This window comes from Polaromonas sp. (assembly GCF_012927485.1).
Taxonomy (GTDB): domain Bacteria; phylum Pseudomonadota; class Gammaproteobacteria; order Burkholderiales; family Burkholderiaceae_C; genus Polaromonas.
On the sequence record NZ_JABBPC010000004.1, the window covers coordinates 41,359 to 64,169 of the forward strand.

Consider the following 22,811-nt stretch of genomic DNA (forward strand, 5'->3'; position numbering starts at 1 on the left):
CGAACCCGCGAGGGCTCGATTTATGGTTGCAATCAACGTATTATCAGATTAAGCATCGCGTACAGATCGAAATACCTTGAACTTAAATTTACACTCTCCGAAACGGCAACTGATCGAACTCAAAATCGAACATGCGGACTTGAATGTTTTGGTAGACATGACGGCGCACGCCCGGCCCATTGACGAACTGCTGCTCAGGCGTTTCAAAAAACGCCGGCTTCAGCTTCGCGACCAGATCTTGCAGCTCGAATTGTCGTTGGACTCTCCTGAGCCGGCCTGATGAGTTTGGCGTTTGCAGTGGAAGAGGCGTTTGCGCCGGGTGGCGTTTTATCCCGTGCCTCGGAGTATTTTGTTCCGCGTCCCGGTCAGACCGAGATGGCTTTAGCTGTGACGCGGGCGATAGAAGGCGCCTATCCGCTCGTAGTGGAAGCCAGTACCGGTGTGGGAAAAACGTTTTCTTACCTGGTCCCTGCCTTGTTGAGCGGTGAGCGGGTTTTACTGTCGACCGCGACCAAAGCCTTGCAGGATCAACTGTTCGGCCGCGATTTACCTAACTTGGTGAAGGCGTTTGGGCTGCCGGTGCGTACGGCGTTACTCAAAGGGCGGGCAAGCTATTTGTGTCTGCACCGCATGGAAATGGCTCGCCAGGAGACATCACTGCCTGATGGCGTTCCAATGCGTGCGCTGGCAAGCGTTGAAAAGTGGTCCCAACTGACACGGACTGGTGATTTGGCAGAACTCCCTGGGTTGGATGAGCGCTCACCGGTAATTCCCTTGGTGACCTCTACTCGGGAAAATTGCTTGGGTGCACAATGCCCGCGTTTCCGGGTTTGTCATGTCAACCTTGCTCGCAGGGAGGCCATGGCAGCGGATGTGGTGGTGGTCAACCACCATCTGTTTTTTGCCGATCTTGCGGTACGCGAGTCTGGCGTGGCCGAATTGCTGCCTTCGGTACGCATTGCGATATTTGATGAAGCGCACCAGTTGAATGAAATTGGGGTGCAATTTTTAGGGCGAAATCTCACAACCGGCCAGCTACTGGATTTTTCCCGCGACTTGTTGGCGGCCGGTCTGCAACTGGCTCGCGGGCTGGTAGATTGGCAAACAGTCGTTGCGGCTACCGAGCTGGCAGCCCGCGAGTTGCGCTTGTGTGCGGGCAAGCAGTTGCCGGGCACCAAACTGCGCTGGACCGACGAAGGGCCTGAGGGCCTGAATGCCAAGGTCTGGAATCAAGCACTGGAAGCGGTCCATGCGTCCTGCCTACAGGCGGGTGTGGCGCTGGACACGGTCACGGAGCTCGCGCCTGACTTTGTCCGACTGCATGAGCGTGCCACTGAATTGGCAGAGCGGGCTAAAAGTTTTGTTGATGCCTGCGAGCCGGGTTGTGTGCGCTGGATTGACGTGGGAAGCCAGTTGCGGCTGATCGAGTCACCGCTGGATATTTCGAGGGCGGTAAAGAGTAAGGTGCTGGGCGCCGCGGGAGGTGCCGAAAAATCCTGGATATTTACCTCGGCAACGCTCGGCGACGATCCGAAGCTCACGTGGTTTACCCAGCCCTGCGGATTGGCAGAGGCTGAAGTGCTGCGGGTTGGTAGCCCCTTTGACTATGAACGCCAAGCTGCTGTGTATATTCCACACAACTTCCCGAAACCCAGCGACCCTTCGCATAGCGCAAAGGTTGCGGCGTCGGCGGTGATCTGGTCGCGGCAATTGGGGGGGCGCACGATGGTGCTGACCACCACGCTACGGGCACTGCGAGCAATTGGGGAAGCGCTTCAGACCGCTTTCGAGCGCTCGGGCGAGCTGGAGGTCCTGGTTCAGGGAAGTATGCCCAAACGGGTTTTGATTGACCGCTTTCGGGAAGGAAACAGCAAAGGGGACCGGGCTTGCATATTGGTTGCGTCGGCATCGTTTTGGGAAGGTATCGACGTGCCTGGCGATGCGCTTCAGTTGGTCATCATCGACAAACTGCCTTTTCCTCCGCCTAACGAACCTTTAGCCGAAGCCCGCTCGAAAATGCTTGAATCACAGGGGCGCAGTGCGTTCAACGACTATTTTTTGCCTGAAGCAGCTGTGGCACTGAAACAAGGGGCGGGGCGTCTCATACGCAGGGAAACCGATCAGGGGATCTTGGTTGTCTGTGACAGCCGTTTGATTTCCATGGGTTACGGGCGGCGTCTGTTAAGAGCACTTCCCCCGATGCAAAGGCTGACATCGGAGCAAGAATTGCTGGACAAGCTCGCTAGTTTCACCAAAACTTGTACCACGGCTTGTCCACGGACTTGAAGCCCGCGCTCAAGAACTGGCTTTGAGGATAGGTTTTTTCCATGATGCGACGGGTGTCATCTCGTAATTCAATCATGCCCAGCGCGTCGTAGGATTTATAAAGAATAAAGGTGGCCTCTTCCAGTGCTGGAACGTCGCGATAGTCAGAAATCGCACTTTGAGCACGATTAATAGCGGCAATATAGGCTCCGCGGGAATAGTAATATCTAGCAACGTGAACCTCGGATTGGGCTAAGGAATTCACGATGTAGGTCATGCGCAAGCGCGAGTCCGCTGCGTAGCGTGAATCCGGAAAGCGGGTCGATAGTTCCTTGAACGATTCGAACGATTCCTTCGCCGATTTTTGGTCGCGTTCAGACAAATCCTGCCGTGAAATGAAGCCGAAAATACCAAGGTTGTCGTTGAAGTTCACCAAACCTTTAAGGTACAGCGCGTAATCCATAGCGGGACTGGCGGGGTGAAGTTTCATAAACCGATCTAGCGTTGCCGCGGCCTGGGCCTGTTCTCCGCCTTTATACTGGGCATACGCTTTGTCGATCTGAGCTTGTTGGGCCAGCGGGGTTCCGGCTGCTCGTCCCTCCAATTTCTCATAAAGAGGAATCGCCTTGTCGTAGGCACCGGAGTCCGCTTCATCTTTGGCTTCCGAGTAAATCTTTTTCGGACTCCAAGTGGCGGTGCGATCCGGGGCTGGGGTAGTCGAGCAGCCTGCGATTACAAAAGACAATGCAAAAACGGCTGCAGCGGGCAGTACTGCCTTGAGGCCTACCGATAATTTAGTGAAAAACATTGCAATCGACCTTCTTGATGACTGATTCTGTACAAAGCAAATTGATTATATCGGGCGCTGTTGCCGCTGAAGGACAGCAATATGACGCTCCGGAGGACGCGGAGAGCACTGCGGAAATGGAGATCCGTCAGGTGACGGTTCCTGTTGCGAGCCACGGCAGCCGTTTGGACCGTACGTTGGCTGCTATTGTGCCTGAGTTCTCCCGCAATTATCTTCAGCAATTGATAGAGGCAGGGGTGGTGCGGGTGGGTGGCCTGACGGTGACTAAAACGGCCGCCAGGGTGAAGGCTGGGGATGAGCTGAGTATCGAGTTGCGGCCTACGCCGCAAAGTCAAGCCTTCCGGCCTGAATCCATGGCGCTGGAAATTGTGTTTGAAGACCCCTACTTGTTGGTGATCAACAAGCCTGCCGGGCTTGTGGTGCATCCCGCGCCTGGAAACTGGAGCGGAACTTTGCTCAACGGATTGTTGGCATATGACCCCTCTTCGTCCTTTTTACCTCGTGCGGGCATCGTCCATCGTCTGGACAAAGACACCAGCGGGTTAATGGTGGTCGCCCGCCAGAGAACCGCGATGGACCAGCTGGTAGGCTTGATTGCGGCCCGTAACGTCAGACGGGAATACATTGCACTGGCCCATGGCGCATGGCAGGGGGCAAGATGCTGCCAGGTGGATGCACCGATTGGGCGAGATCCCCGCAATCGCTTGCGCATGGCGGTGGTTGATCTTGAAAGGAATTCCGGCAAGTCGGCCTCCACGGAGCTATCGTTGCTTCAAAATGGAGAACGGTACTGCCTGGTGAAGTGCAAGTTACACACCGGGCGGACCCATCAAATCCGGGTTCACATGGCTTTTCTTGGCCATCCCTTGGTCTCGGATGAACTCTATGGGGGGTCGGTTGTAGCTAATCTGCACCGCCAAGCGCTGCACGCATGCAAGCTGGCGTTTCAGCACCCCGTCACGGGCGCCCTGATGGAATTCAGATCAGCGCCGCCCCCAGACTTGCAGGCTGCCATCGCGGATTTAGGGCTGATATACAATCAAATTTCGTAGTTTTCAGCTACCAGCACATCGCGCCCCTGACGAGGAGACCGCGCCTGAATGCAATGCGCGGACAAGCATTTCCCCGCTTTTTTTCGGAACGATCACAATCATGAATACGATGGATGCAAAGCGCGTCCTCGAAACAGCACTTATTTGCGCGCAGCAACCGCTGCCTTTGCGTGAGATGGGTGTCTTGTTTAACGGGGTACTCAACGCCGACAGCCTGAAACTAGTGCTGGAAGACCTTCAAAACGATTGGTCGGGACGCGGCGTGGAACTGGTTCAAGTGGCGTCGGGCTGGCGCTTTCAAAGTCGGCCGCAAATGCGTGAGTACCTGGACCGACTGCATCCGGAAAAACCTCCACGCTACAGTCGGGCAACCCTGGAAACGCTCTCAATCATTGTTTACCGCCAGCCCGTGACGCGCGGCGACATGGAGGATATTCGCGGCGTCACGATCAATAGCATGCTTCTCAAGCAGTTGGAAGATCGCGGATGGGTTGAGGTAATTGGTCACCGGGAAACCGTAGGCAGGCCTGGACTCTATGCCACGACCAAGCAGTTCCTAGATGATATGGGCGTCGAATCGCTGGCTCAGCTTCCCGCCATGGACAGCACCTCGGGGCAGGTTTCAATGCTTGAACAAATCGAGTTTAATATTTCAGAACCCGCACCGATCCCATCCGTGAGTCTGGACGCCTCCTTGAAGGTCACCGACGACGAAACCGCTAGGCTGAAATTGAATCCTGAAAATCAGGTGGCCTCAGCGCTCACTACCAGCAACAGTCCAGAAGCCGAGCCTTGTACGCAGGACGCCGGCGATTCTCACGCATGAATGTAAAAGTATGAACCAACAAGACCATCCCGAGTCCGCAATTCCGGCCCCCTCCGAGCAAGATGGAAGTAGCGCTGTAGTGCCGCAATGTTCGACACAAGGCGCTCCTGATTCAATAGCTCCCGGCAAGCTGAAAAGTTCTTCGACGCCACAACCCTCGACCCAGCCACGCGTGTCGACGTCTTCACCAACCACGATCCGGTTTGAAGACGTGGTAACCGGTCAATTTGACGCGGATGAAGACAATGAGGGTCTTGATTTGCCGAAACGGGTATTGTTGCCGCAGCCGGAGACGCCGAAGCTGCATAAAGTATTGGCGCAGGCTGGTCTGGGTTCCCGGCTAGAAATGGAGCAGTTAATTCTTGAGGGACGAATTTCGGTCAATTCCGAGCCGGCCCACATCGGGCAGCGCATTCAGTTCGGCGATACCGTCAAGGTCAATGGCAAGCCCGTTCGAGTTCGGATTGATCCGCCGCCGCCTCGCATCATTGCTTATCACAAGCCAGCAGGAGAGGTGGTCACGCACGACGATCCCCAGAATCGACCGACCGTGTTCCGGCGGCTGCCAAAACTGTTTCAGGGCAAATGGCAGTCCGTGGGTCGTCTTGACCTGAATACCGAGGGCTTGCTACTTTTGACCAACTCGGGTGAGTTGGCCAATAAGTTGATGCATCCCCGCTTCGGCTTGGAGCGGGAGTATGCCGTGCGTGTATTGGGCGCGCTGAATAACGAGGAAAAAAAACGTCTGCTTGACGGCGTGACGCTTGACGACGGCGTGGCAAATTTCGGCTCGATTGAGGCGGGTGGCGGCGAGGGTGCTAATTGCTGGTATCGGGTGACAATTTCTGAAGGTCGTAATCGCGAGGTCAGGCGAATGTTTGAAGCCGTGGGTCATGCAGTCAGCCGACTGATTCGGATCCGGTACGGGGCGATGCTTTTGCCGCGCGGCCTGAAGCGTGGCGCGTTTGTCGAACTGGACGAGCGTGATATTTGGTCTTTGACCAACGCGGTGACGCGTTCCGAAGCTCGCCCCGATCCCCGGGATGCCACAAAAAATCGAGTACATCGGTCGAATGAGGGGGGTGATGAGCATCGCGGAGGCCCGAGCCCTCGCAGAAATGAACTTTCGCGCGGCGCCCGCGGCGGGCGTTCAATCAACAATGCGGGCTATCCCAATGAATTGCCGCAAGCCGGGATCGAACAGGATCCGAATGATTTGCAGCCCCCTATTAAACGGACTGACTCTGCGCCTGGAAGCGACAGGCGGCGCGGTGGGAAAGGCCGCAGCCAGAGCGGTAATTTCAACCCGGGCCCTCGGTCTGGGCAACCGGCGCCCACCGGTGGCTTGCCTCGGCAAAAGCGGCGCGATGATTGGGGCGACAAAAGTAGCGGCGGCGCGCAGCCCGATCCCATGAAAACGTCGTTTGGCTATATTGGTGCAGATACTTTCACCCGTCAGCGACAAGACCAGGGGCAGCGGCGCAGTGGAGGTGGTGGCAATGCTGGCGACATGGGTGGCGGTGGTGGTCAGCGCCGCGGGGGCCCCAACCGTGGCGGTGGAAACCGAGGTGGAAATCGTTGAGCCCGCTGATGTAATCCATTTGTGAAGTTCATCCGAATGCGCCTTTCCACAGGTTAAAATCAAAAGCTTTATTCAATTTTTGAATATTTTGAAAATCTAAGGTTAAGGAAAACACATGGCGATCGAACGCACTCTCTCCATCATCAAGCCTGACGCGGTAGCAAAAAACGTGATCGGCAAAATCTATGCACGTTTTGAAGCTGCAGGGCTCCAAGTGATTGCCGCCAAAATGGTTCATTTATCGCGGGGCGAAGCCGAAGCGTTTTATGCCGTGCACAAAGAGCGTCCCTTCTACAAGGACTTGGTCTCGTTCATGATTTCCGGCCCTGTAATGATCCAGGCATTGGAAGGTGAGGGCGCTGTCTTGAAGAATCGCGACCTGATGGGCGCTACCGACCCAAAGAAGGCTGATGCGGGAACCATTCGTGCCGATTTCGCTGACAGCATCGATGCCAATGCTGTGCATGGCTCTGACGCTGTCGAAACTGCAAAGGAAGAAATCGCATTCTTCTTTGCTGGCATGAACGTCTACTCGCGCTAAACCGTGTTCATCCCCATGCTTTGCTTCCCCTTCCTAGGGACGTCACTTGTCTGGGGCGGCCCCTTTACCTGCGCACTGCGATGACAACCAACCTTCTTGATTTCGATCTGGAAGGTCTGGCCGCGTTTTGTGAGCAACACGGAGAAAGGCGATTTCGTGCCACGCAGCTTTTCCGTTGGATACATCAAAAAGGGGCGTCAGAATTTGCGCAGATGACAGACTTGGCAAAGTCTTTGCGGGAAAAACTAGCAGGGTCGGCTCACATCCAGTGTCCCAAGGTGGTGTCCCGTCACGACTCGATTGACGGCACCGTCAAATGGTTATTTGACGTGGGGGGGGGAGATGTTATTGAAACCGTCTTCATCCCTGAAGCTGATCGTGGAACCCTCTGCATTTCATCTCAGGCAGGGTGTGCCGTAGGTTGCCGGTTTTGTTCAACCGGGCACCAGGGGTTCAGCCGGAATCTCACCACTGGTGAAATCGTTTCCCAATTGTGGTTCGCGGAGCATTTCCTGCGTCAGCATCTACACAAGAAAGAGCGCGTTATTTCCAACGTGGTGATGATGGGCATGGGCGAACCCTTGCAGAACTACTCGCAGTTGCTGCCCGCGTTAAAAGTCATGCTGGACGACCATGGGTATGGACTGTCGCGTCGTCGGGTAACCGTGTCGACCTCTGGCGTGGTACCGATGATTGACCGGCTGGCCAAAGAATGCCCGGTGGCACTCGCTGTATCGCTGCATGCGCCGCAGGATGCGCTCCGAGACAACTTGGTCCCCCTGAATAAAAAATATCCTATCGCCGAGCTGTTGGAAGCCTGTATCCGCTACCAGGCGTCCGCTCCGCGCGACTTCATTACGTTTGAATACTGCATGCTTGAAGGGGTTAATGATCAGCCTGAGCACGCACGTCAACTTGTCACCTTGATGCAAACGTACGCTGCCCGCGGCCTGTCGTGCAAATTCAACTTGATTCCATTCAATCCGTTCACGTCTTCTGGCCTGAGATGTTCCAAGATGCCGCAGATCGCATTATTCGCAAAGATTCTGTTGGATGCGGGCATTATTACAACCGTCCGTAAAACTCGTGGCGATGACATTGACGCGGCCTGCGGGCAGCTGGCTGGTGACGTTCAAGACCGGACCGGTGTAGATCAGCGCATGGCCGCTCAGCGGCAAGGAATGCTCGAAGGCATCAAGGTGGTTGTTGTCAAGGGGATGAAGGCATGAGATTTTTCACCAATGCAATCTGGATGTCGGCGTGTTGGGGTGCGTTTTTGCTGCAAGGGTGTGCTAACCACCAAATTGGTCCCGGGGTATCCGGAAATGGAAATGACATAGTCACTCAATCCGATGAACCCGAACAACGCCGGCGCGCCCGGCTGCGCCTCGAACTTGCAAGCGGATATTTCGAACAGGGTCAGATCAATGTTGCGCTCGATGAAGTCAAACAATCGCTGGTGATCGATCCGACTTTTGTAGACGCTTTAAACCTGCGCGGTCTGGTGTACATGCGGCTTAACGATACGCCTCTTGCAGAAGACAGTTTTCGCAAGGCGCTTGCGTTGAACCCGCGTGATGCAGATGTGGCGCACAACTATGGATGGTTCCTGTGCCAGCAAGCCCGGTACAACGATTCCTTTAAGTTCTTTGCTCAAGCGGCCGCCAATCCAACTTACAGCGGTAAGGCCAAAACGCTTATGACTCAGGGAGTGTGCCAAGTTCGTGCGGGACAGCGCTCCGAGGCGGAACAAAGTTTGATGCGCTCATATGAACTTGATGCAGGCAACCCGGTCACCGGGTATAACTTGGCCAATCTTCTCTATGAGCGCGGAGAGTTGACGCGCGCACAGTTTTATATTCGTCGTTTGAATAATAGTGAATTAGCCAACGCTGAAACCCTCTGGCTCGGTATCAAGATTGAACGGAAGCTGAATAATCAGGATGCAGTGCTTCAGTTGGCCGATCAGTTGAAGAAACGGTTTGGACAATCTCCTGAGACTGCCTCCTACGAAAAAGGTTTGTTCAATGACTGACCTGAACCTACTACTTTCTGGAAACCTCGATGCGAATGTCGCCATTTCTGGCAACAGTATCAGCCAAAGTGAGAGTGCCCCGGAGCCGACCGCTGGCGCCTTGCTTCGTGCTGCAAGGGAGGCTGCAGGTGTGCACATCGCAGCGTTGGCAGCAGCACTCAAAGTCCCAGTAAAAAAACTGGAAGCGCTGGAGGACGACCGGTTCGACCTGTTGCTCGACACGGTTTTTGTGCGAGCGCTGGCCTCCAGCGTGTGTCGTACGCTCAAACTTGACCCGACTCAGGTGCTTCAGCGGCTGCCCTCAGCAAGGGCCATCCAACCGGACTACACGGCTGGCTGCATCAACACGCCGTTTCGCTCTCCGGGAGATGGTCGGGGGCCGGCTTTATTAATGCAGATTTCACGGCCCAGTGTGCTCGCCGGTCTGGCCTTGTTGTTGGGTGCACTGGTCTTGATTTTTCTACCCAACATCGAGCAGAACTTCGTGTCGAGCAGGCCGGGGTCGGACAGTGCGCTGGCAAAAAACGAGCCAGGTGATCCCGCGCCTGTAGCGGCTGCCAATGAAGCCGTTAAGGAGACGCCTGCCGCATCCACTGAACAGATTTCCCCGTCCAACTTGGTAGATTCAGTGGCAGCATCGAGCGACCCGATTTCACCGATTTTACGAACTGCACTCAATGGCATCGTGACATTCCGTGCAAAGGGTGAGTCCTGGATTGAGGTGACTGATGCGAAAGGGTCCGTTTTGCTTCGCCGTACATTGACCTCTGGTGAAACCGCTGGCGTATCCGGCGCATTGCCGTTGACCACCGTGGTCGGCAGAGCCGATGTCATGCAAGTTCAAATACGCGGGCAGGCCTTTGATCTGACTGCAGTAGCCAGAGATAACGTGGCCCGATTCGAGGTGAAATAATGCAACCCGGTCTTCCAATAGAGTCGGCTTTTCCGAAGAGTCGGCGTTCCCTACAAGCTCAAGTTGTCTGGGGCTCTCGCCTCGTGACTGTGGGCGGCGACGCGCCAGTACGTGTTCAGTCCATGACTAACACCGATACGGTGGATGCAATTGGCACGGCCATTCAAGTCAAAGAGCTTGCTTTGGCGGGCTCCGAAATGGTCCGTATTACAGTGAATACGCCTGAGGCGGCCGAAGCCGTACCGCACATACGGGAGCAACTGGACCGCATGGGTATCGATGTGCCTTTGATTGGCGATTTTCACTACAACGGCCACCGCCTGCTAACCGATTACCCGGCTTGTGCCGAGGCGCTATCGAAATATCGTATCAATCCTGGCAATGTAGGCAAGGGCGACAAACGCGACACCCAGTTTGGTCAGATGATAGAAGCGGCCATGCGCTGGGATAAACCGGTTCGGATTGGGGTGAACTGGGGTAGTCTGGACCAGGAACTGCTAACCAGCCTTATGAACGACAACAGTGCACGTGCTGCACCGTGGGACGCCAAACAGGTCATGTACGAGGCGCTGATTACTTCGGCGATTGAGTCCGCCGAGCTTGCTGAAAAGATGGGCATGAGTCGCAGCCAGATTATTTTGTCCTGCAAGGTCAGTGGCGTTCAGGACCTTATTTCCGTGTACCGGGGATTGGCAAAGCGCAGCGATCACGTCCTTCACCTTGGCCTAACCGAAGCCGGGATGGGTACCAAGGGAACGGTAGCCTCCGCAACAGCGCTATCGATTTTGCTCCAGGAAGGTATCGGAGACACCATTCGCGTCTCTTTGACCCCCCAGCCAGGGGAAGCGCGCACTCAAGAAGTTGTGATTGCTGCTGAAATTCTTCAGGCACTTGGCTTGCGAACTTTTGTACCCAGCGTGACCGCCTGCCCCGGATGCGGGCGCACTACCAGCACCACGTTTCAGGAACTGACCAAGCAGATCGACGACTTTCTGCGGGCTCAGATGCCGGTTTGGCGTAAGCAATACCCGGGCGTCGAAGGGCTCAAAGTTGCTGTGATGGGCTGCATTGTGAACGGTCCTGGTGAAAGTAAGCATGCGGATATAGGCATCAGTTTGCCCGGTTCGGGCGAAGCACCGGCCGCGCCGGTGTTTATTGATGGCGAAAAAAGGCTGACCTTGCGCGGCGACAATATTTCGCAGCAGTTTCAAGTCATTGTTCAGAACTACATTGAAAAACGCTTTGGCACGAAAACAGCCATTGAAGTCGTTTAAAACCCATGCTTGAAAAATTAACTTCCGCTGATACGGAGAAATCGCCTTTGGCAAAAGTTGAGAAATTGACAGCGGTCAAAGGCATGAACGATATTTTGCCGCCTGATTCAGCTCGTTGGGAATGGCTTGAAGAGAAAGTCCGCTCCCTGATGGGGCGCTATGCCTACCGAAACATCCGTACGCCCATTCTTGAGCACACCCAGCTGTTTGTGCGCGGTATTGGCGAGGTCACCGACATTGTTGAAAAGGAAATGTATTCTTTTGACGACCGCGCAGACAAATATGGCGACCGCGATCATCTGACCATGCGCCCAGAGAATACGGCAAGCGTCGTTCGTGCGGTTACGGAGCACAACCTGCTCTACGACGGCGGTAAACGCCTCTATTACATGGGCCCCATGTTTCGTCGTGAACGGCCGCAGCGTGGCCGTTACCGGCAGTTCCATCAGATCGGAGCGGAGGCCTTGGGTTTTTCTGGCCCTGAGGTTGACGCCGAGTTGATTCTGCTGGCGGCTGCACTCTGGAAGGAACTCGGCCTGACCGACTGGCGCCTGGAAATAAACAGTTTGGGGCAGCCCGAAGAACGCGCTGAACACCGTATCCAGCTCATCGCCCATTTTGAGCAGCATGCAGACGCGCTGGACGACGAGGCGCACAGACGTCTGTACACCAATCCACTGCGAATTCTGGATAGTAAAAACCCAGCGATGAAGGCAGTGATCGAAAGTGCTCCCCGCTTAATTGATTTTCTGGGGTCCCAGTCGCTGGCCCATTTTGACGGGCTGAAAGCGATCCTCGACGCAAACTCAATTCAGTGGACAGTGAATCCTCGATTGGTGCGGGGGTTGGATTATTACAACCTGACGGTTTTTGAATTTATGACCGACAGGTTGGGTGCGCAAGGCACCATTTGCGCCGGTGGACGTTATGACTATTTGATGGAGCAGATGGGTGGAAAGGCCGCTCCCGCTGTTGGATGGGCGCTGGGGGTCGAGCGCGTACTCGAACTCATTAGGGAGCAAGGCGAAACCGTAGCGCTTTCTGTGCCGGACGCCTATGCAGTGATTCCCGAGGCATCGAATCTGTCGGTCGCCTTGCAAACGTTACAGGCTTTGCGTGCGGCCGGAGTGAGTGTACAGATGCACGCCAGGCTTAGCACTGAGGAGATGGGCACCATGAAATCGCAATTCAAGAAAGCCGATGGCAGCGGTGCAAGATTCGCGCTGATTTTTGGCGCGAGTGAGCTTGCTGGCGGCTGCGTCGCCGTCAAACCTTTACGGGGTGATAAAGCCGAGGCCGCGCAGGCCCAAACGCTTCAGCCACTCGACAATGTGCTGGCCTGGGCTCACACCTTACGAAGCTAAGCGGGAGGGCGGAGGTTCACACCTGCCCTTTACAATCAATCCAATTCAATCCGCGCCGTTATCGGGCAGAAACAAGCAGCTTTTTTATGGCAAAACATCTCGATTTAGAAGAACAGGAACAGCTTGACGAGCTCAAGCACTTCTGGAAGCAATACGGGGATCTGATTACTTGGGCATTGATTGCAGTTTTAGGTGCCTTTGCAGCGTGGAACGGCTATCAATACTGGCAGCGTAATCAGGCGGCGCAGGCTGCAGTGATGTATGACGAGGTCGAACGTGCGGTGCAATCGGGCGAATTAGCGAGGATTGATCGGTCACTGTCTGACATGAAAAACCGTTTTGGCAGCACGACTTACGCCGAGCAAGCCAGCTTGCTGGCCGCCAAGGCCTATTACGACAAAGGTAATGCGGAGGCTTCCCGCGCCGCTTTGAGCTGGGTCGCCGAGCAATCGTCGGATGAAGGCTACAAAGCCACGGCCAAATTGCGCCTTGCAGGTCTTCTTTTAGAAAAGAAAGACTATGCCGAAGCCCTTCACCAGGTCTCTGGTTCTTTTCCAAAGGACTTTGCGGCACTTGCTGCTGATCGGCGCGGCGACATTCTGGCGACGCAAGGCAAAAAAAGCGAGGCTAAAACTGAATATGAAAAAGCCTATCAAGGCCTTGACGAGCGCGCTGAATACCGACGGCTGGTAGAGGTTAAGTTGAATACATTGGGAGTCGATCCCGCTGCAGCAAAAGTCCAGTCAAATACGACTGCATCCAATTCTGAGGTAAAGAAGTGAATAACCAGTCTAAAAGTCCTCGGGCCCTTTCAGTTGGCGCACCATTAGCGCTTATCGTAGTAGCGTTTCTGAGTGGTTGTTTTGGCGGTGCAACCAAACCACAACCGGCAGAACTGCAGCCAGTAACGGCACTGGCGTCGGCTCGCCAGAGTTGGAACAGTCGCATCGGAAAGGTGGATTTTCCGCTTGAAGTGAGTGTCTCCGGTGACAGCGTAGCTGTCGCAAGCAGTGAGGGCACGGTAGCCTTGCTGGAGGCTAAAACCGGCCGCGACCTTTGGCGTGTCGCCCTCAACACGCCCATCGCAGCAGGTGTCGGGAGCGACGGAAAAGTTGTCGCGGTAGTGACAAAAGCCAACGAAGTCATCGCACTGCAGGACGGGCGCGAGCTTTGGCGTCAAAAGCTTAGCGCTCAAGCCTTCACCGCGCCCTTTGTGGCAGGTGCACGCGTATTTGTATTGGCTGCGGACCGTTCGGTCAATGCCTTTGACGGCCAGACGGGCCGTAAGCTGTGGGTCCAGCAGCGTCCCAGCGAGCCGTTGGTGCTTCGCCAGTCTGGCGTGATGCTGGCTGTTGGCGACACGCTGGTGGTTGGTCTGTCCGGTCGCCTGGCGGGTCTCAATCCTGCCAACGGCAGTATTCGATGGGAAACGCCGATTGCTTCACCCCGTGGCATCAATGATGTGGAGCGCCTTGTTGATCTGGTAGGGCGCGTCAGCAGGGAAGGCGATAACGTGTGCGTGCGGGCTTTTCAGGCCACCATAGGTTGCGTCAACGCCGCCAGCGGAAATTTGCTCTGGACCAAGCCCGCCAATGGCGTACAAGGAATACATGGGGACGATCGCCTGCTGTTCGGCACGGAAACCGACGGAACGGTGATTGCCTGGCGTCGCGCTGACGGCGAGAAAGTCTGGTCAACAGATCGTCTGCGTTACCGTAGCCTCACCGCTCCTTTAGTGGCGGGACGTTCTGTGGTCGTTGGCGATTTCACGGGTTTTATCCATCTACTGTCCCGCGATGACGGCACTTTGCTGAATCGATTGCCCACCGACGGATCGGCGATCGTTGCCTCCCCCGTGCTAGCTGGCAACACGCTCATTGCGGTAACCCATAATGGCGGCGTGTACGGCTTTCAACCCGAATAACATCCGCCTAACTAAAAATTGTATTCATGAAACCTGTGATTGCGCTGGTAGGCCGCCCGAATGTGGGTAAGTCGACGATTTTCAATCGGCTGACCAAGACGAGGGATGCGATCGTGGCCGACTTCGCCGGGCTGACCCGTGACCGTCATTATGGCAATGGCGATTTGGGAATCCACGAGTACATCGTTATCGATACAGGTGGTTTTGAGCCTGACGCCGCTACGGGCATTTATAAGGAAATGGCCAAGCAAACCCGGCAGGCCGTCGCAGAGGCCGACGTAGTAATTTTTGTCGTCGACGCCCGGGCGGGCATTAGCGCCCAAGACTATGACATCGCCAAGTACCTACGCAAGTTGGGAAAGCCGACTCTGCTCACGGCCAACAAGGCAGAAGGCATGACAGAGGGCGTTCAATTTTCCGAATTCTTCGAACTTGGGTTGGGAGAGGTTTTGCCGGTTTCCGCGTCTCACGGCCAAGGCATGCGCTCGCTGGTGGATCTTGCGCTGGCTCCTCTTGCTCTGGCAGACCCCGAAGAAGACGTCGAACCGCAGGACCCTAGCGTCATCAAACTCGCCGTGGCGGGCCGCCCCAACGTCGGAAAATCCACGCTGATCAACACCTGGCTCGGGGAGGAACGTCTGGTGGCATTCGATTTGCCCGGAACTACCCGTGACGCAATTTCCGTCCCTTTTGAACGAGACGGTCAAAAGTTTGAGCTTATTGACACCGCTGGGCTACGGCGTAAAGGTAAGGTTTTCGAAGCGATCGAAAAATTTTCTGTTGTCAAGACCTTGCAGGCCATTGAAAGTGCGAACGTCGTCTTGCTACTGCTTGACGCGACGCAGGGTGTGACTGATCAGGACGCCCATATCGCAGGCTACATACTTGAAAGTGGTCGTGCGGTAGTGGTGGCCATCAACAAATCCGATGCAGTTGATGGCTACCAGCGCGAACTACTTGAGCGCTCAATTGAGACACGATTGGGTTTTTTGAAATTTGCATCGATTCTCCCGATCTCGGCCATCAAGCGTCAAGGATTGGGCCCCGTTTGGAAATCTATCGTTCAAGCTCACGCGTCGGCCAATCGCAAGATGTCCACGCCGGTGCTGACGCGCCTGCTGTTGGAAGCGGTGCAGTTTCAGCAACCCCAGCGTTCGGGTATCTTCCGGCCCAAGCTACGGTATGCCCACCAAGGCGGAATGAATCCACCGATCATCATTGTTCATGGCAACTCGCTGGAGCATGTCACAGAGGCCTACAAGCGTTACCTGGAAGGGCGGTTTCGTAAAGCGTTCGAGTTAGTCGGAACGCCACTGCGCATTCAGATGAAAAGTTCACAAAATCCCTTCGCGGGTAAGGAATCAACTTAGGACTACACGCCGGTCAGATCGGCTGTGGTAAGGTCATCATCTCTTCATTTTCAAACACGGAAAATATCGTGAGCAACAACAAAAGCCAGCTGCTTCAGGACCCATTTCTCAACACCTTGCGTCGTGAGCACGTTCCTGTTTCAATTTATCTCGTTAACGGGATTAAATTACAGGGCCAAATCGAATCGTTCGATCAATATGTAGTGCTTCTCCGCAATACTGTGACTCAAATGGTTTACAAGCACGCCATTTCTACCATCGTTCCCGGTCGCGCGGTTAGCTTCGCGACCGGAGACCCTGAAGAAAGTCTCGCCACCTGAGCGCGTACGATGTTCCAGTGAAAACAAAAGCGCTCGTCCTTTTGGTCGGGGTAGATTTGGGGTTGCCAAATTTCGATGCCGGTCTGCAGGAACTTGGGTTGCTCGCGCAAACCGCAGGCTTGCAGCCGGTTGCTCGCGTAACATGCAAGCGCAAGGCTCCCGACGCCGCCCTGTTCATTGGTACCGGTAAGGCCGATGAGATAAAAATGCTGGCATTGGACGCTGGCGCCACAGAAATCTTATTCGATCAGTCGCTCAGCCCCGCCCAGCAACGCAATCTGGAGCGGCATCTGGAACTGCCGGTAAACGACCGGACCCTGCTAATTCTGGAAATTTTTGCCCAGCGCGCCCGCAGTCACGAGGGCAAACTTCAAGTCGAACTGGCCCGGCTACAGTACGTGTCAACGCGCTTAGTCCGGCGCTGGTCCCATCTTGAGCGGCAGACTGGTGGCGCGGGTGTGCGGGGCGGTCCTGGTGAGAAACAGATTGAGCTCGACAAACGTATGATTGGTGACGCCATCAAGCGCACCAAAGAACGTTTGGAAAAAGTCAAGAAGCAGCGGCAAACGCAACGAAAACAGCGGGAACGGCGCAACTCATTCACGATTTCTCTGGTGGGGTACACCAATGCTGGAAAATCCACGCTGTTTAACACGTTGGTGAAAGCGCGCGCTTACACGGCCGACCAGTTATTTGCCACGCTCGATACGACCACAAGGCAACTGTATCTGGGAGATGTTGCGCGTTCGGTTTCCCTGTCTGACACAGTCGGTTTTATCCGCGACTTGCCGCATGGGCTGATTGACGCTTTCGCCGCGACGCTGCAGGAGGCTGTAGATGCAGACTTGCTGCTGCATGTTGTGGACGGCTCCAGTCCTGATTATTTGGAGCAAATTGAACAAGTGCAGCGTGTTTTGTCCGAGATTGGAGCCGCTGACGTGCCGCAGATACTGGTGTTTAACAAGCTGGATGCTATTGAAAAAGGAAGCTTACCCCTGCACATAAGCGGCACGTTTGATCTCAAGGACGCACTCGGAGGCTCGAGTCGGCGCGTGGAACGGGTATTTCTCAGCGCTCAAACAGGTGAAGGTGTCTCCTTATTGCGCGAACTTCTGGTCAGTCATGCGGCAAGTATGCCAACAGACGAAATGCCCCAAACGTCCGATGATCTTGCCTGATCTGGTAATTTTATTTGTCACAATGTCGATGTAATAAAAAAAAGTGAGTATCTTTTCATGAATCTGAACCCCGTGCTGCAGTCGTTGACTACTTTCTCAGGCCGGCTCAAACAACGCGTTCAAGGCATGTTCAATCTCAATGATCCGCGTTGGGGTCGGGACGACGATAAACCGATGTCCGACGAACCCAAGCCAGACACTCCTAACGACGACAAGCTGCCACCCCGACCCGTCAATCGACCACAGGGTAAGGGCCCGAATCAAGGCCCGCCTGATCTGGACGAACTCTGGCGCGATTTCAATCGCAAGTTGGGAGGGCTGTTTGGCGGCGGAAAAAATGGCGGCAATTCTGGAAGTAACCGGGGCGGCTTCGGTGGTGGCAACGGCGGTGGATTTCAGCCCGACATGAAAAGTGCCGGCATCGGCGTTGGACTCATTGCCAGTGTGGCTGTGCTGATCTGGCTGGGCACCGGATTTTTCATTGTGCAGGAGGGCCAGCAGGCGGTTATAACCCAGTTTGGCAAATACCAGTCAACAGTGGGCGCGGGATTTAACTGGCGCTTACCTTATCCCATACAGCGCCAAGAAGTTGTGGTGGTGACCCAGATTCGTTCGGTCGACGTAGGCCGGGACTCAATCATCAAGGCAACCGGGCTGCGCGAGTCCGCAATGCTCACCGAAGACGAGAACATTGTCGAAATCAAGTTTGCAGTGCAATACCGCTTGAACGATGCCCGCGCTTATCTGTTCGAAAGCAAGGATCCCGCCAGTGCCGTGGTTCAGGCTGCCGAAACGTCCGTGCGTGAAGTCGTCGGCAAAATGAAAATGGATTCAGCACTGGCCGAAGAACGCGATCAAATCGCGCCGCGCGTGCGGGTCCTGATGCAGACTATCCTGGACCGCTACAAAGTCGGCGTGGAAGTGGTCGGTATTAACCTGCAGCAAAGCGGTGTACGTCCTCCAGAGCAGGTGCAGGCCGCATTTGATGATGTGCTCAAAGCCGGCCAGGAACGAGAGCGTTCCAAGAACGAAGCGCAAGCCTACGCTAACGACGTGATCCCTCGTGCGGTGGGTTCGGCCTCGCGCCTCAAGGAGGAATCAGACGCCTACAAAGCGCGCATTGTGGCGCAAGCCCAAGGCGATTCGCAGCGTTTCCGCTCGGTATTGACTGAGTACCAAAAAGCACCGCAGGTCACTCGTGACCGTATGTATATCGATGCCATGCAGCAGGTCTACACCAACGTTTCCAAGGTGCTGGTGGAATCGCGGCAGGGATCCAACCTGTTATACCTTCCACTTGACAAACTCATGCAGATGACTTCGCCAGGCGCTGCTGCAACCGGAGCCGACACGTCGATGCTTCCGGGCGGTAGTACCTCGTCTTCCGCGGCGGCACCCGCCCTGCCTACCAACGGACTGCCTCTTGACGCCCGCGCCCGTGATGCGTCTCGTACCCGCGACCGTGAAACCCGTTAAGGAAGATAAAAGTGAATAGAGTTGGATTTATTGTTTCTTCGTTGCTGGTGGCCTTGGCGCTCATCAGTTCCACTCTCTTTGTTGTCGACCAGCGCCAATTTGGTGTGGTGTACGCATTAGGCCAGATCAAGGATGTGATCACCGAGCCCGGCCTTCATGTGAAGTTGCCGCCGCCGTTTCAAAACGTTTCGTACCTCGACAAGCGGCTGCTTGTTTTGAACAGTGCGGATACAGAGCCAATGCTGACTGCTGAAAAGCAACGTGTGGTCATCGACTGGTATGTTCGATGGCGCATCACTCAGCCGACCGACTACATCCGAGTTGTTGGCTTAGATGAAAAGGCCGGTGCCAACCAGCTTAGTCGCGTAGTTCGAAATGCCTTCCAGGAAGCGATCAACAAACGCACGGTCAAGGAGTTGCTGTCTGTGAAACGAGAGGCTTTGATGACCGACGTAAAGCGGGAGGTGCTACAAGCGGTGCAAGGCACCCAGCCATGGGGCGTCGATGTGGTCGATGTTCGGATCACGCGTGTTGACTATGTCGAAGCCATCACCGATTCCGTTTACAAACGCATGGTGGCTGAGCGCCAGCGGGTGGCTAATGAGCTCCGGTCTACCGGTGCCGCCGAAGGTGAAAAAATTCGCGCTGATGCTGATCGCCAACGCGAAATCACCATTGCGAATGCTTATCGCGATGCCCAGAAAGTCAAAGGCGAAGGCGATGCAGAAGCTGCCCGTACCTACTCAGAATCGTTTGGGCGAGATCCTCAATTTGCCCAGTTCTACCGTAGCCTGGACGCTTACAAAGCGAGCTTCAGCAAGAAGACTGATGTCATGGTGCTCGATCCGTCTTCCGACTTTTTCAAGGCCATGCGAAGCTCCGGTAGTGGCACCCCGGCGTCCAATAAAAAATAAGCCGCAGTGATCGGCAATACGCTCTGGCAAGCTCTGGCCTTGGTGCTGGTGGTTGAAGGTCTGTTGCCGCTTATCTCGCCTGCGGGGTGGCGTCGGATGTTTGAACAGGTCCTCAGCCTAGGCAACGGACAGATCCGTTTTTTCGGGCTCTGCAGTATCGTCGCTGGCGTGATTTTCCTGCTGGTGCTGGCGTGAGTTGCAGGCCACAGGCACCGACCTCACCAGCCAGCGCAACTACTCGTGTTTACGGCTGACCGCCGCATCGTGCAGCCGGTAAGCGAAAAATGGGCGCCAAGCCCGGTAAAATCTTGTTTTTAACAGCCCGCAAAAATTACAATGTCCGCTTGGTCGTCATCATGGCAATTGCCCGAACAAATTGCCGATGTCTTGCCTTCTGAGGCCCGTCACATCGAAGAACTGCGCCGTTTGTTTCTGGATACAGCTCGCAGTTATGGCTATGAACTGGTGATGCCCCCGCTGCTGGAGCACCTGGAGTCGCTGCTCACTGGCAGCGGTGAAGCGCTAGACCTTCAAACTTTTAAGTTGGTGGACCAATTGTCAGGGCGTACCTTGGGCTTGCGTGCGGACACCACTTCCCAGGTTGCCCGTATTGACGCCCACCTGCTAAATCGAAGTGGGGTAACCCGCCTTTGCTATTGCGGACCCGTGTTGCATACCCGAGCGGAACGTCCGCACGCCACACGCGAGCCTCTGCAGTTTGGGGCGGAAATTTACGGTCATGCCGGGCTGGAAGCCGATCTAGAAGCCCAGTTGCTGGCGCTGGAAGGTCTTGGAGCTGCCGGGGTAACCAAACTGGCGGTCGACATGGCGGATGTCCGTATTGTCAGCAGCCTGCTGCAGGGCACCACTCTCAATGCCACCACCCTGGCGCACATTCATGCCGCCCTGGCGGCCAAAGATGCGAGCGAGCTTGATAGCCTGACAAGCCGTCTTAACGGCAGCATTTCTTCGGCGGCACGCGAGGGCCTGAAAGCGCTGCTTCATCTTTACGGCGATGAAAAAGTTTTGGCCGAAGCGGAGAAAGCCCTGCCGCCACTTCAAGGTATTCGCGACGCGCTACACAGCTTGGCGTGGCTCGCCTCCCATATGCCCGACGTGAAGGTCAGTTTTGATTTAGCAGACTTAAATGGCTATGCCTATTACAGTGGCACTCGCTTTGCCATTTACGGGCAAGGCGCCGAACTGGCCCGGGGGGGGCGCTACGACGAGGTGGGCGCGGTATTCGGCAGGAGTCGACCTGCCGCAGGGTTTAGCCTTGACTTGAAGGAATTGGTCCGCGTACTGCCTCCCCACCCCCTGAAAGCTGCCATTCGCGCACCTTGGGGAGAAATTGATGGGTTGCGCGCTGCCATCGCGCGCCTTCGTGCCAGCGGCGAAACGGTGGTCTGTGTGCTGCCTGGTCACGAACATGAGGTCAGCGAATTTGACTGCGACCGCGAGCTGACGGTTGGTGCGGGCCAATGGGTGGTCCAACCCCTCCAAAAATCAGCCTAAAAACGACAAGAAGATCCTGATCCCAGTCGGCTCTTTCCCCTCGAACCTTAATGAAAAACTGAAGATGACAAATAAACAAACCGCTACCGCAGGCCGCAATGTCGTGGTTGTGGGTACCCAATGGGGTGATGAGGGCAAAGGTAAGCTGGTCGACTGGCTCACTGAAATGTCGCAGGGCGTAGTTCGCTTTCAGGGCGGCCACAATGCCGGTCATACGTTGGTTATCAATGGCATCAAGACCGCCTTGCACTTGATTCCTAGCGGGATCATGCGCCCGGGTGTCAAGTGTTACATCGGCAATGGTGTGGTGCTGTCGGCGGCCAAACTGTTCGAAGAGATTGAGGGACTTGAGAAGGCTGGCGTGGAAGTGCGCTCGCGCCTTCGCATCAGCGAAGCCTGCCCGCTGATCCTGCCTTTCCACGCGGCACTCGATATTGCCCGCGAAGCGTTCCGAGAGCAAGGCGGTATCGCGAAGATTGGTACCACCGGCCGCGGCATTGGTCCCGCTTACGAGGACAAAATTGGCCGCCGTGCCCTGCGTGTACAGGACTTCAAATATCCAGAGCGCTTTGCAACCAAACTTCGCGAACTATTGGACTTGCACAATTTTGTGCTGACCGGCTATTTGAATGCCCCAGCGATTGATTTTGACACTGTGTACCTGGAGGCGATGCGGCACGCCGAACTACTCAAGCCCATGATGGCCGACGTTTCACGCGAGCTTAACGACGCGAACCGCGAGGGTGCCAATTTGCTATTTGAGGGTGCCCAAGGGACCTTGCTCGACGTGGACCATGGTACCTACCCGTTTGTAACCTCCAGCAATTGCGTGGCGGGCAATGCCTCCGCCGGCGCGGGTGTGGGCCCAGGCATGCTGCACTACATCCTGGGCATTACCAAGGCCTACTGCACCCGCGTTGGGGGAGGGCCGTTCCCGACCGAGCTGGACTGGGAAAAACCTGGCACTGTCGGCTACCATCTCAGCAATGTCGGCGCGGAAAAAGGCGTCACCACCGGGCGGAGCCGCCGCTGCGGCTGGTTCGATGCGGCCTTGCTGAAGCGCTCTGCCCAAGTCAACGGTCTGTCGGGCCTGTGTATTACAAAGCTCGACGTCCTCGACGGTATCGAGGAATTAAAGCTCTGCACCGGGTATGAACTGGACGGCCACATTACCGACATCCTGCCCATGGGCGCCGATGACATCGCCCGCTGCAAGCCAATTTACGAAACCCTGCCCGGCTGGACCCAAAGCACAGTGGGCGTCACGCAATATGCGCAGTTGCCGGCTGCGGCGCAACACTATCTCCGGCGAATTGAAGAAATCACCGGCGTGCCTATCGACATGATTTCTACCAGCCCGGACCGAGACCATACCATCCTGCTGCGCAACCCCTACGTTGCCTGAACTTCCAAGATTTGTGTCAAATAAATATTTAGCCCCTCTGAAATGGGCG

22 protein-coding genes are annotated in these 22,811 nt (G+C 55.5%); 21 read left to right on the plus strand and 1 reads right to left on the minus strand.

What is annotated here, in order from left to right; all coding sequences use genetic code 11:
• Nucleotides 1–76: 76 nt before the first annotated feature.
• The gene (locus HHJ16_RS00760) at nt 77–280 is read left to right on the plus strand and encodes a YdcH family protein (RefSeq protein ID WP_293639880.1); all 204 of its coding nucleotides are present in this window, start codon (nt 77–79) and stop codon (nt 278–280) included.
• Nucleotides 280–2,286, plus strand: coding sequence for an ATP-dependent DNA helicase (locus HHJ16_RS00765; protein WP_293639881.1), 2,007 nt, complete (start codon nt 280–282; stop codon nt 2,284–2,286). Before HHJ16_RS00760 ends, HHJ16_RS00765 begins: the two co-directional genes overlap by 1 nt.
• On the opposite strand, the gene HHJ16_RS00770 is transcribed toward HHJ16_RS00765, so the two are convergent.
• Nucleotides 2,249–3,073, minus strand: coding sequence for an outer membrane protein assembly factor BamD (locus HHJ16_RS00770; protein ID WP_293639882.1), 825 nt, complete (start codon nt 3,071–3,073; stop codon nt 2,249–2,251). The genes HHJ16_RS00765 and HHJ16_RS00770 overlap by 38 nt on opposite strands.
• 17 nt (nt 3,074–3,090) lie before the next feature.
• On the opposite strand from HHJ16_RS00770, the gene HHJ16_RS00775 reads away from it, so the two are divergent.
• The 19 genes from HHJ16_RS00775 to HHJ16_RS00865 all read left to right on the plus strand — a co-directional run bounded on the left by HHJ16_RS00775 (nt 3,091) and on the right by HHJ16_RS00865 (nt 22,762).
• Nucleotides 3,091–4,125, plus strand: coding sequence for an RluA family pseudouridine synthase (locus HHJ16_RS00775; protein ID WP_293639883.1), 1,035 nt, complete (start codon nt 3,091–3,093; stop codon nt 4,123–4,125).
• A 100-nt stretch (nt 4,126–4,225) separates the two neighbouring features.
• Nucleotides 4,226–4,951: an SMC-Scp complex subunit ScpB gene (scpB, locus tag HHJ16_RS00780; RefSeq protein WP_293639884.1), complete on the plus strand. Its 726-nt coding sequence runs from the start codon at nt 4,226–4,228 to the stop codon at nt 4,949–4,951.
• A 10-nt stretch (nt 4,952–4,961) separates the two neighbouring features.
• Nucleotides 4,962–6,533 carry a pseudouridine synthase gene (locus tag HHJ16_RS00785; RefSeq protein ID WP_293639885.1) on the plus strand — a complete coding sequence of 524 codons (1,572 nt, stop codon included), beginning with the start codon at nt 4,962–4,964 and terminating at the stop codon, nt 6,531–6,533.
• Nucleotides 6,534–6,648: 115 nt separating this feature from the next.
• A complete protein-coding gene (gene ndk / locus HHJ16_RS00790; protein ID WP_293639886.1) occupies nt 6,649–7,074 on the plus strand; it encodes a nucleoside-diphosphate kinase in 426 nt (141 codons plus the stop codon).
• A gap of 80 nt (nt 7,075–7,154) precedes the next feature.
• Nucleotides 7,155–8,303, plus strand: a complete 1,149-nt coding sequence (rlmN, locus tag HHJ16_RS00795) for a 23S rRNA (adenine(2503)-C(2))-methyltransferase RlmN (protein WP_293639887.1) — start codon at nt 7,155–7,157, stop codon at nt 8,301–8,303.
• Entirely contained in the window at nt 8,300–9,109 is an 810-nt protein-coding gene (pilW, locus tag HHJ16_RS00800; RefSeq protein ID WP_293639888.1) for a type IV pilus biogenesis/stability protein PilW, read from the plus strand. The genes rlmN and pilW overlap by 4 nt, the downstream gene beginning before the upstream one ends.
• Nucleotides 9,102–10,022, plus strand: coding sequence for a RodZ domain-containing protein (locus HHJ16_RS00805; RefSeq protein ID WP_293639889.1), 921 nt, complete (start codon nt 9,102–9,104; stop codon nt 10,020–10,022). The genes pilW and HHJ16_RS00805 overlap by 8 nt, the downstream gene beginning before the upstream one ends.
• Entirely contained in the window at nt 10,022–11,296 is a 1,275-nt protein-coding gene (ispG, locus tag HHJ16_RS00810) for a flavodoxin-dependent (E)-4-hydroxy-3-methylbut-2-enyl-diphosphate synthase (RefSeq protein WP_293639890.1), read from the plus strand. Before HHJ16_RS00805 ends, ispG begins: the two co-directional genes overlap by 1 nt.
• 5 nt (nt 11,297–11,301) lie before the next feature.
• Nucleotides 11,302–12,660 (plus strand): histidine--tRNA ligase, encoded by a 1,359-nt coding sequence (hisS, locus tag HHJ16_RS00815; protein ID WP_293639891.1) that lies wholly within the window; start codon nt 11,302–11,304, stop codon nt 12,658–12,660.
• Between the two features lie 86 nt (nt 12,661–12,746).
• Nucleotides 12,747–13,442: a tetratricopeptide repeat protein gene (locus HHJ16_RS00820; RefSeq protein WP_293639892.1), complete on the plus strand. Its 696-nt coding sequence runs from the start codon at nt 12,747–12,749 to the stop codon at nt 13,440–13,442.
• Nucleotides 13,439–14,584 (plus strand): outer membrane protein assembly factor BamB, encoded by a 1,146-nt coding sequence (gene bamB, locus HHJ16_RS00825; protein WP_293639894.1) that lies wholly within the window; start codon nt 13,439–13,441, stop codon nt 14,582–14,584. The genes HHJ16_RS00820 and bamB overlap by 4 nt, the downstream gene beginning before the upstream one ends.
• Nucleotides 14,585–14,610: 26 nt before the next feature.
• The gene (gene der, locus HHJ16_RS00830) at nt 14,611–15,954 is read left to right on the plus strand and encodes a ribosome biogenesis GTPase Der (RefSeq protein WP_293639896.1); all 1,344 of its coding nucleotides are present in this window, start codon (nt 14,611–14,613) and stop codon (nt 15,952–15,954) included.
• 68 nt (nt 15,955–16,022) lie between these two features.
• On the plus strand, nt 16,023–16,274 hold the full coding sequence (gene hfq, locus HHJ16_RS00835) for an RNA chaperone Hfq (RefSeq protein WP_293639898.1): 252 nt from the start codon (nt 16,023–16,025) through the stop codon (nt 16,272–16,274).
• 17 nt (nt 16,275–16,291) lie between these two features.
• Nucleotides 16,292–17,452 carry a GTPase HflX gene (hflX, locus tag HHJ16_RS00840; protein WP_293639900.1) on the plus strand — a complete coding sequence of 387 codons (1,161 nt, stop codon included), beginning with the start codon at nt 16,292–16,294 and terminating at the stop codon, nt 17,450–17,452.
• Nucleotides 17,453–17,509: 57 nt separating this feature from the next.
• Nucleotides 17,510–18,928 carry an FtsH protease activity modulator HflK gene (gene hflK, locus HHJ16_RS00845; protein ID WP_293639901.1) on the plus strand — a complete coding sequence of 473 codons (1,419 nt, stop codon included), beginning with the start codon at nt 17,510–17,512 and terminating at the stop codon, nt 18,926–18,928.
• An 11-nt stretch (nt 18,929–18,939) separates the two neighbouring features.
• Nucleotides 18,940–19,842: a protease modulator HflC gene (gene hflC, locus HHJ16_RS00850; RefSeq protein ID WP_293639902.1), complete on the plus strand. Its 903-nt coding sequence runs from the start codon at nt 18,940–18,942 to the stop codon at nt 19,840–19,842.
• 6 nt (nt 19,843–19,848) lie between these two features.
• A complete protein-coding gene (locus HHJ16_RS00855; RefSeq protein ID WP_293639903.1) occupies nt 19,849–20,037 on the plus strand; it encodes a DUF2065 domain-containing protein in 189 nt (62 codons plus the stop codon).
• Nucleotides 20,038–20,178: 141 nt separating this feature from the next.
• The gene (locus tag HHJ16_RS00860) at nt 20,179–21,357 is read left to right on the plus strand and encodes an ATP phosphoribosyltransferase regulatory subunit (protein ID WP_293639904.1); all 1,179 of its coding nucleotides are present in this window, start codon (nt 20,179–20,181) and stop codon (nt 21,355–21,357) included.
• Between the two features lie 64 nt (nt 21,358–21,421).
• Nucleotides 21,422–22,762, plus strand: a complete 1,341-nt coding sequence (locus HHJ16_RS00865; RefSeq protein WP_293639905.1) for an adenylosuccinate synthase — start codon at nt 21,422–21,424, stop codon at nt 22,760–22,762.
• Nucleotides 22,763–22,811 lie beyond the last annotated feature (49 nt).

What these genes read in the sequence shown, in the direction of transcription:
- scpB (WP_293639884.1), top strand. Translation starts at nt 4,226, where the DNA reads ATGAATACGATGGATGCAAAGCGCGTCCTCGAAACAGCACTTATTTGC.
- HHJ16_RS00805 (WP_293639889.1), top strand. Translation starts at nt 9,102, where the DNA reads ATGACTGACCTGAACCTACTACTTTCTGGAAACCTCGATGCGAATGTC.
- HHJ16_RS00775 (WP_293639883.1), top strand. Translation starts at nt 3,091, where the DNA reads ATGACTGATTCTGTACAAAGCAAATTGATTATATCGGGCGCTGTTGCC.
- der (WP_293639896.1), top strand. Translation starts at nt 14,611, where the DNA reads ATGAAACCTGTGATTGCGCTGGTAGGCCGCCCGAATGTGGGTAAGTCG.
- HHJ16_RS00820 (WP_293639892.1), top strand. Translation starts at nt 12,747, where the DNA reads ATGGCAAAACATCTCGATTTAGAAGAACAGGAACAGCTTGACGAGCTC.
- HHJ16_RS00785 (WP_293639885.1), top strand. Translation starts at nt 4,962, where the DNA reads ATGAACCAACAAGACCATCCCGAGTCCGCAATTCCGGCCCCCTCCGAG.
- HHJ16_RS00765 (WP_293639881.1), top strand. Translation starts at nt 280, where the DNA reads ATGAGTTTGGCGTTTGCAGTGGAAGAGGCGTTTGCGCCGGGTGGCGTT.
- HHJ16_RS00770 (WP_293639882.1), bottom strand. Translation starts at nt 3,073, where the DNA reads ATGTTTTTCACTAAATTATCGGTAGGCCTCAAGGCAGTACTGCCCGCT.
- hflK (WP_293639901.1), top strand. Translation starts at nt 17,510, where the DNA reads ATGAATCTGAACCCCGTGCTGCAGTCGTTGACTACTTTCTCAGGCCGG.
- ndk (WP_293639886.1), top strand. Translation starts at nt 6,649, where the DNA reads ATGGCGATCGAACGCACTCTCTCCATCATCAAGCCTGACGCGGTAGCA.
- hisS (WP_293639891.1), top strand. Translation starts at nt 11,302, where the DNA reads ATGCTTGAAAAATTAACTTCCGCTGATACGGAGAAATCGCCTTTGGCA.
- pilW (WP_293639888.1), top strand. Translation starts at nt 8,300, where the DNA reads ATGAGATTTTTCACCAATGCAATCTGGATGTCGGCGTGTTGGGGTGCG.
- ispG (WP_293639890.1), top strand. Translation starts at nt 10,022, where the DNA reads ATGCAACCCGGTCTTCCAATAGAGTCGGCTTTTCCGAAGAGTCGGCGT.
- HHJ16_RS00865 (WP_293639905.1), top strand. Translation starts at nt 21,422, where the DNA reads ATGACAAATAAACAAACCGCTACCGCAGGCCGCAATGTCGTGGTTGTG.
- rlmN (WP_293639887.1), top strand. Translation starts at nt 7,155, where the DNA reads ATGACAACCAACCTTCTTGATTTCGATCTGGAAGGTCTGGCCGCGTTT.
- HHJ16_RS00860 (WP_293639904.1), top strand. Translation starts at nt 20,179, where the DNA reads ATGTCCGCTTGGTCGTCATCATGGCAATTGCCCGAACAAATTGCCGAT.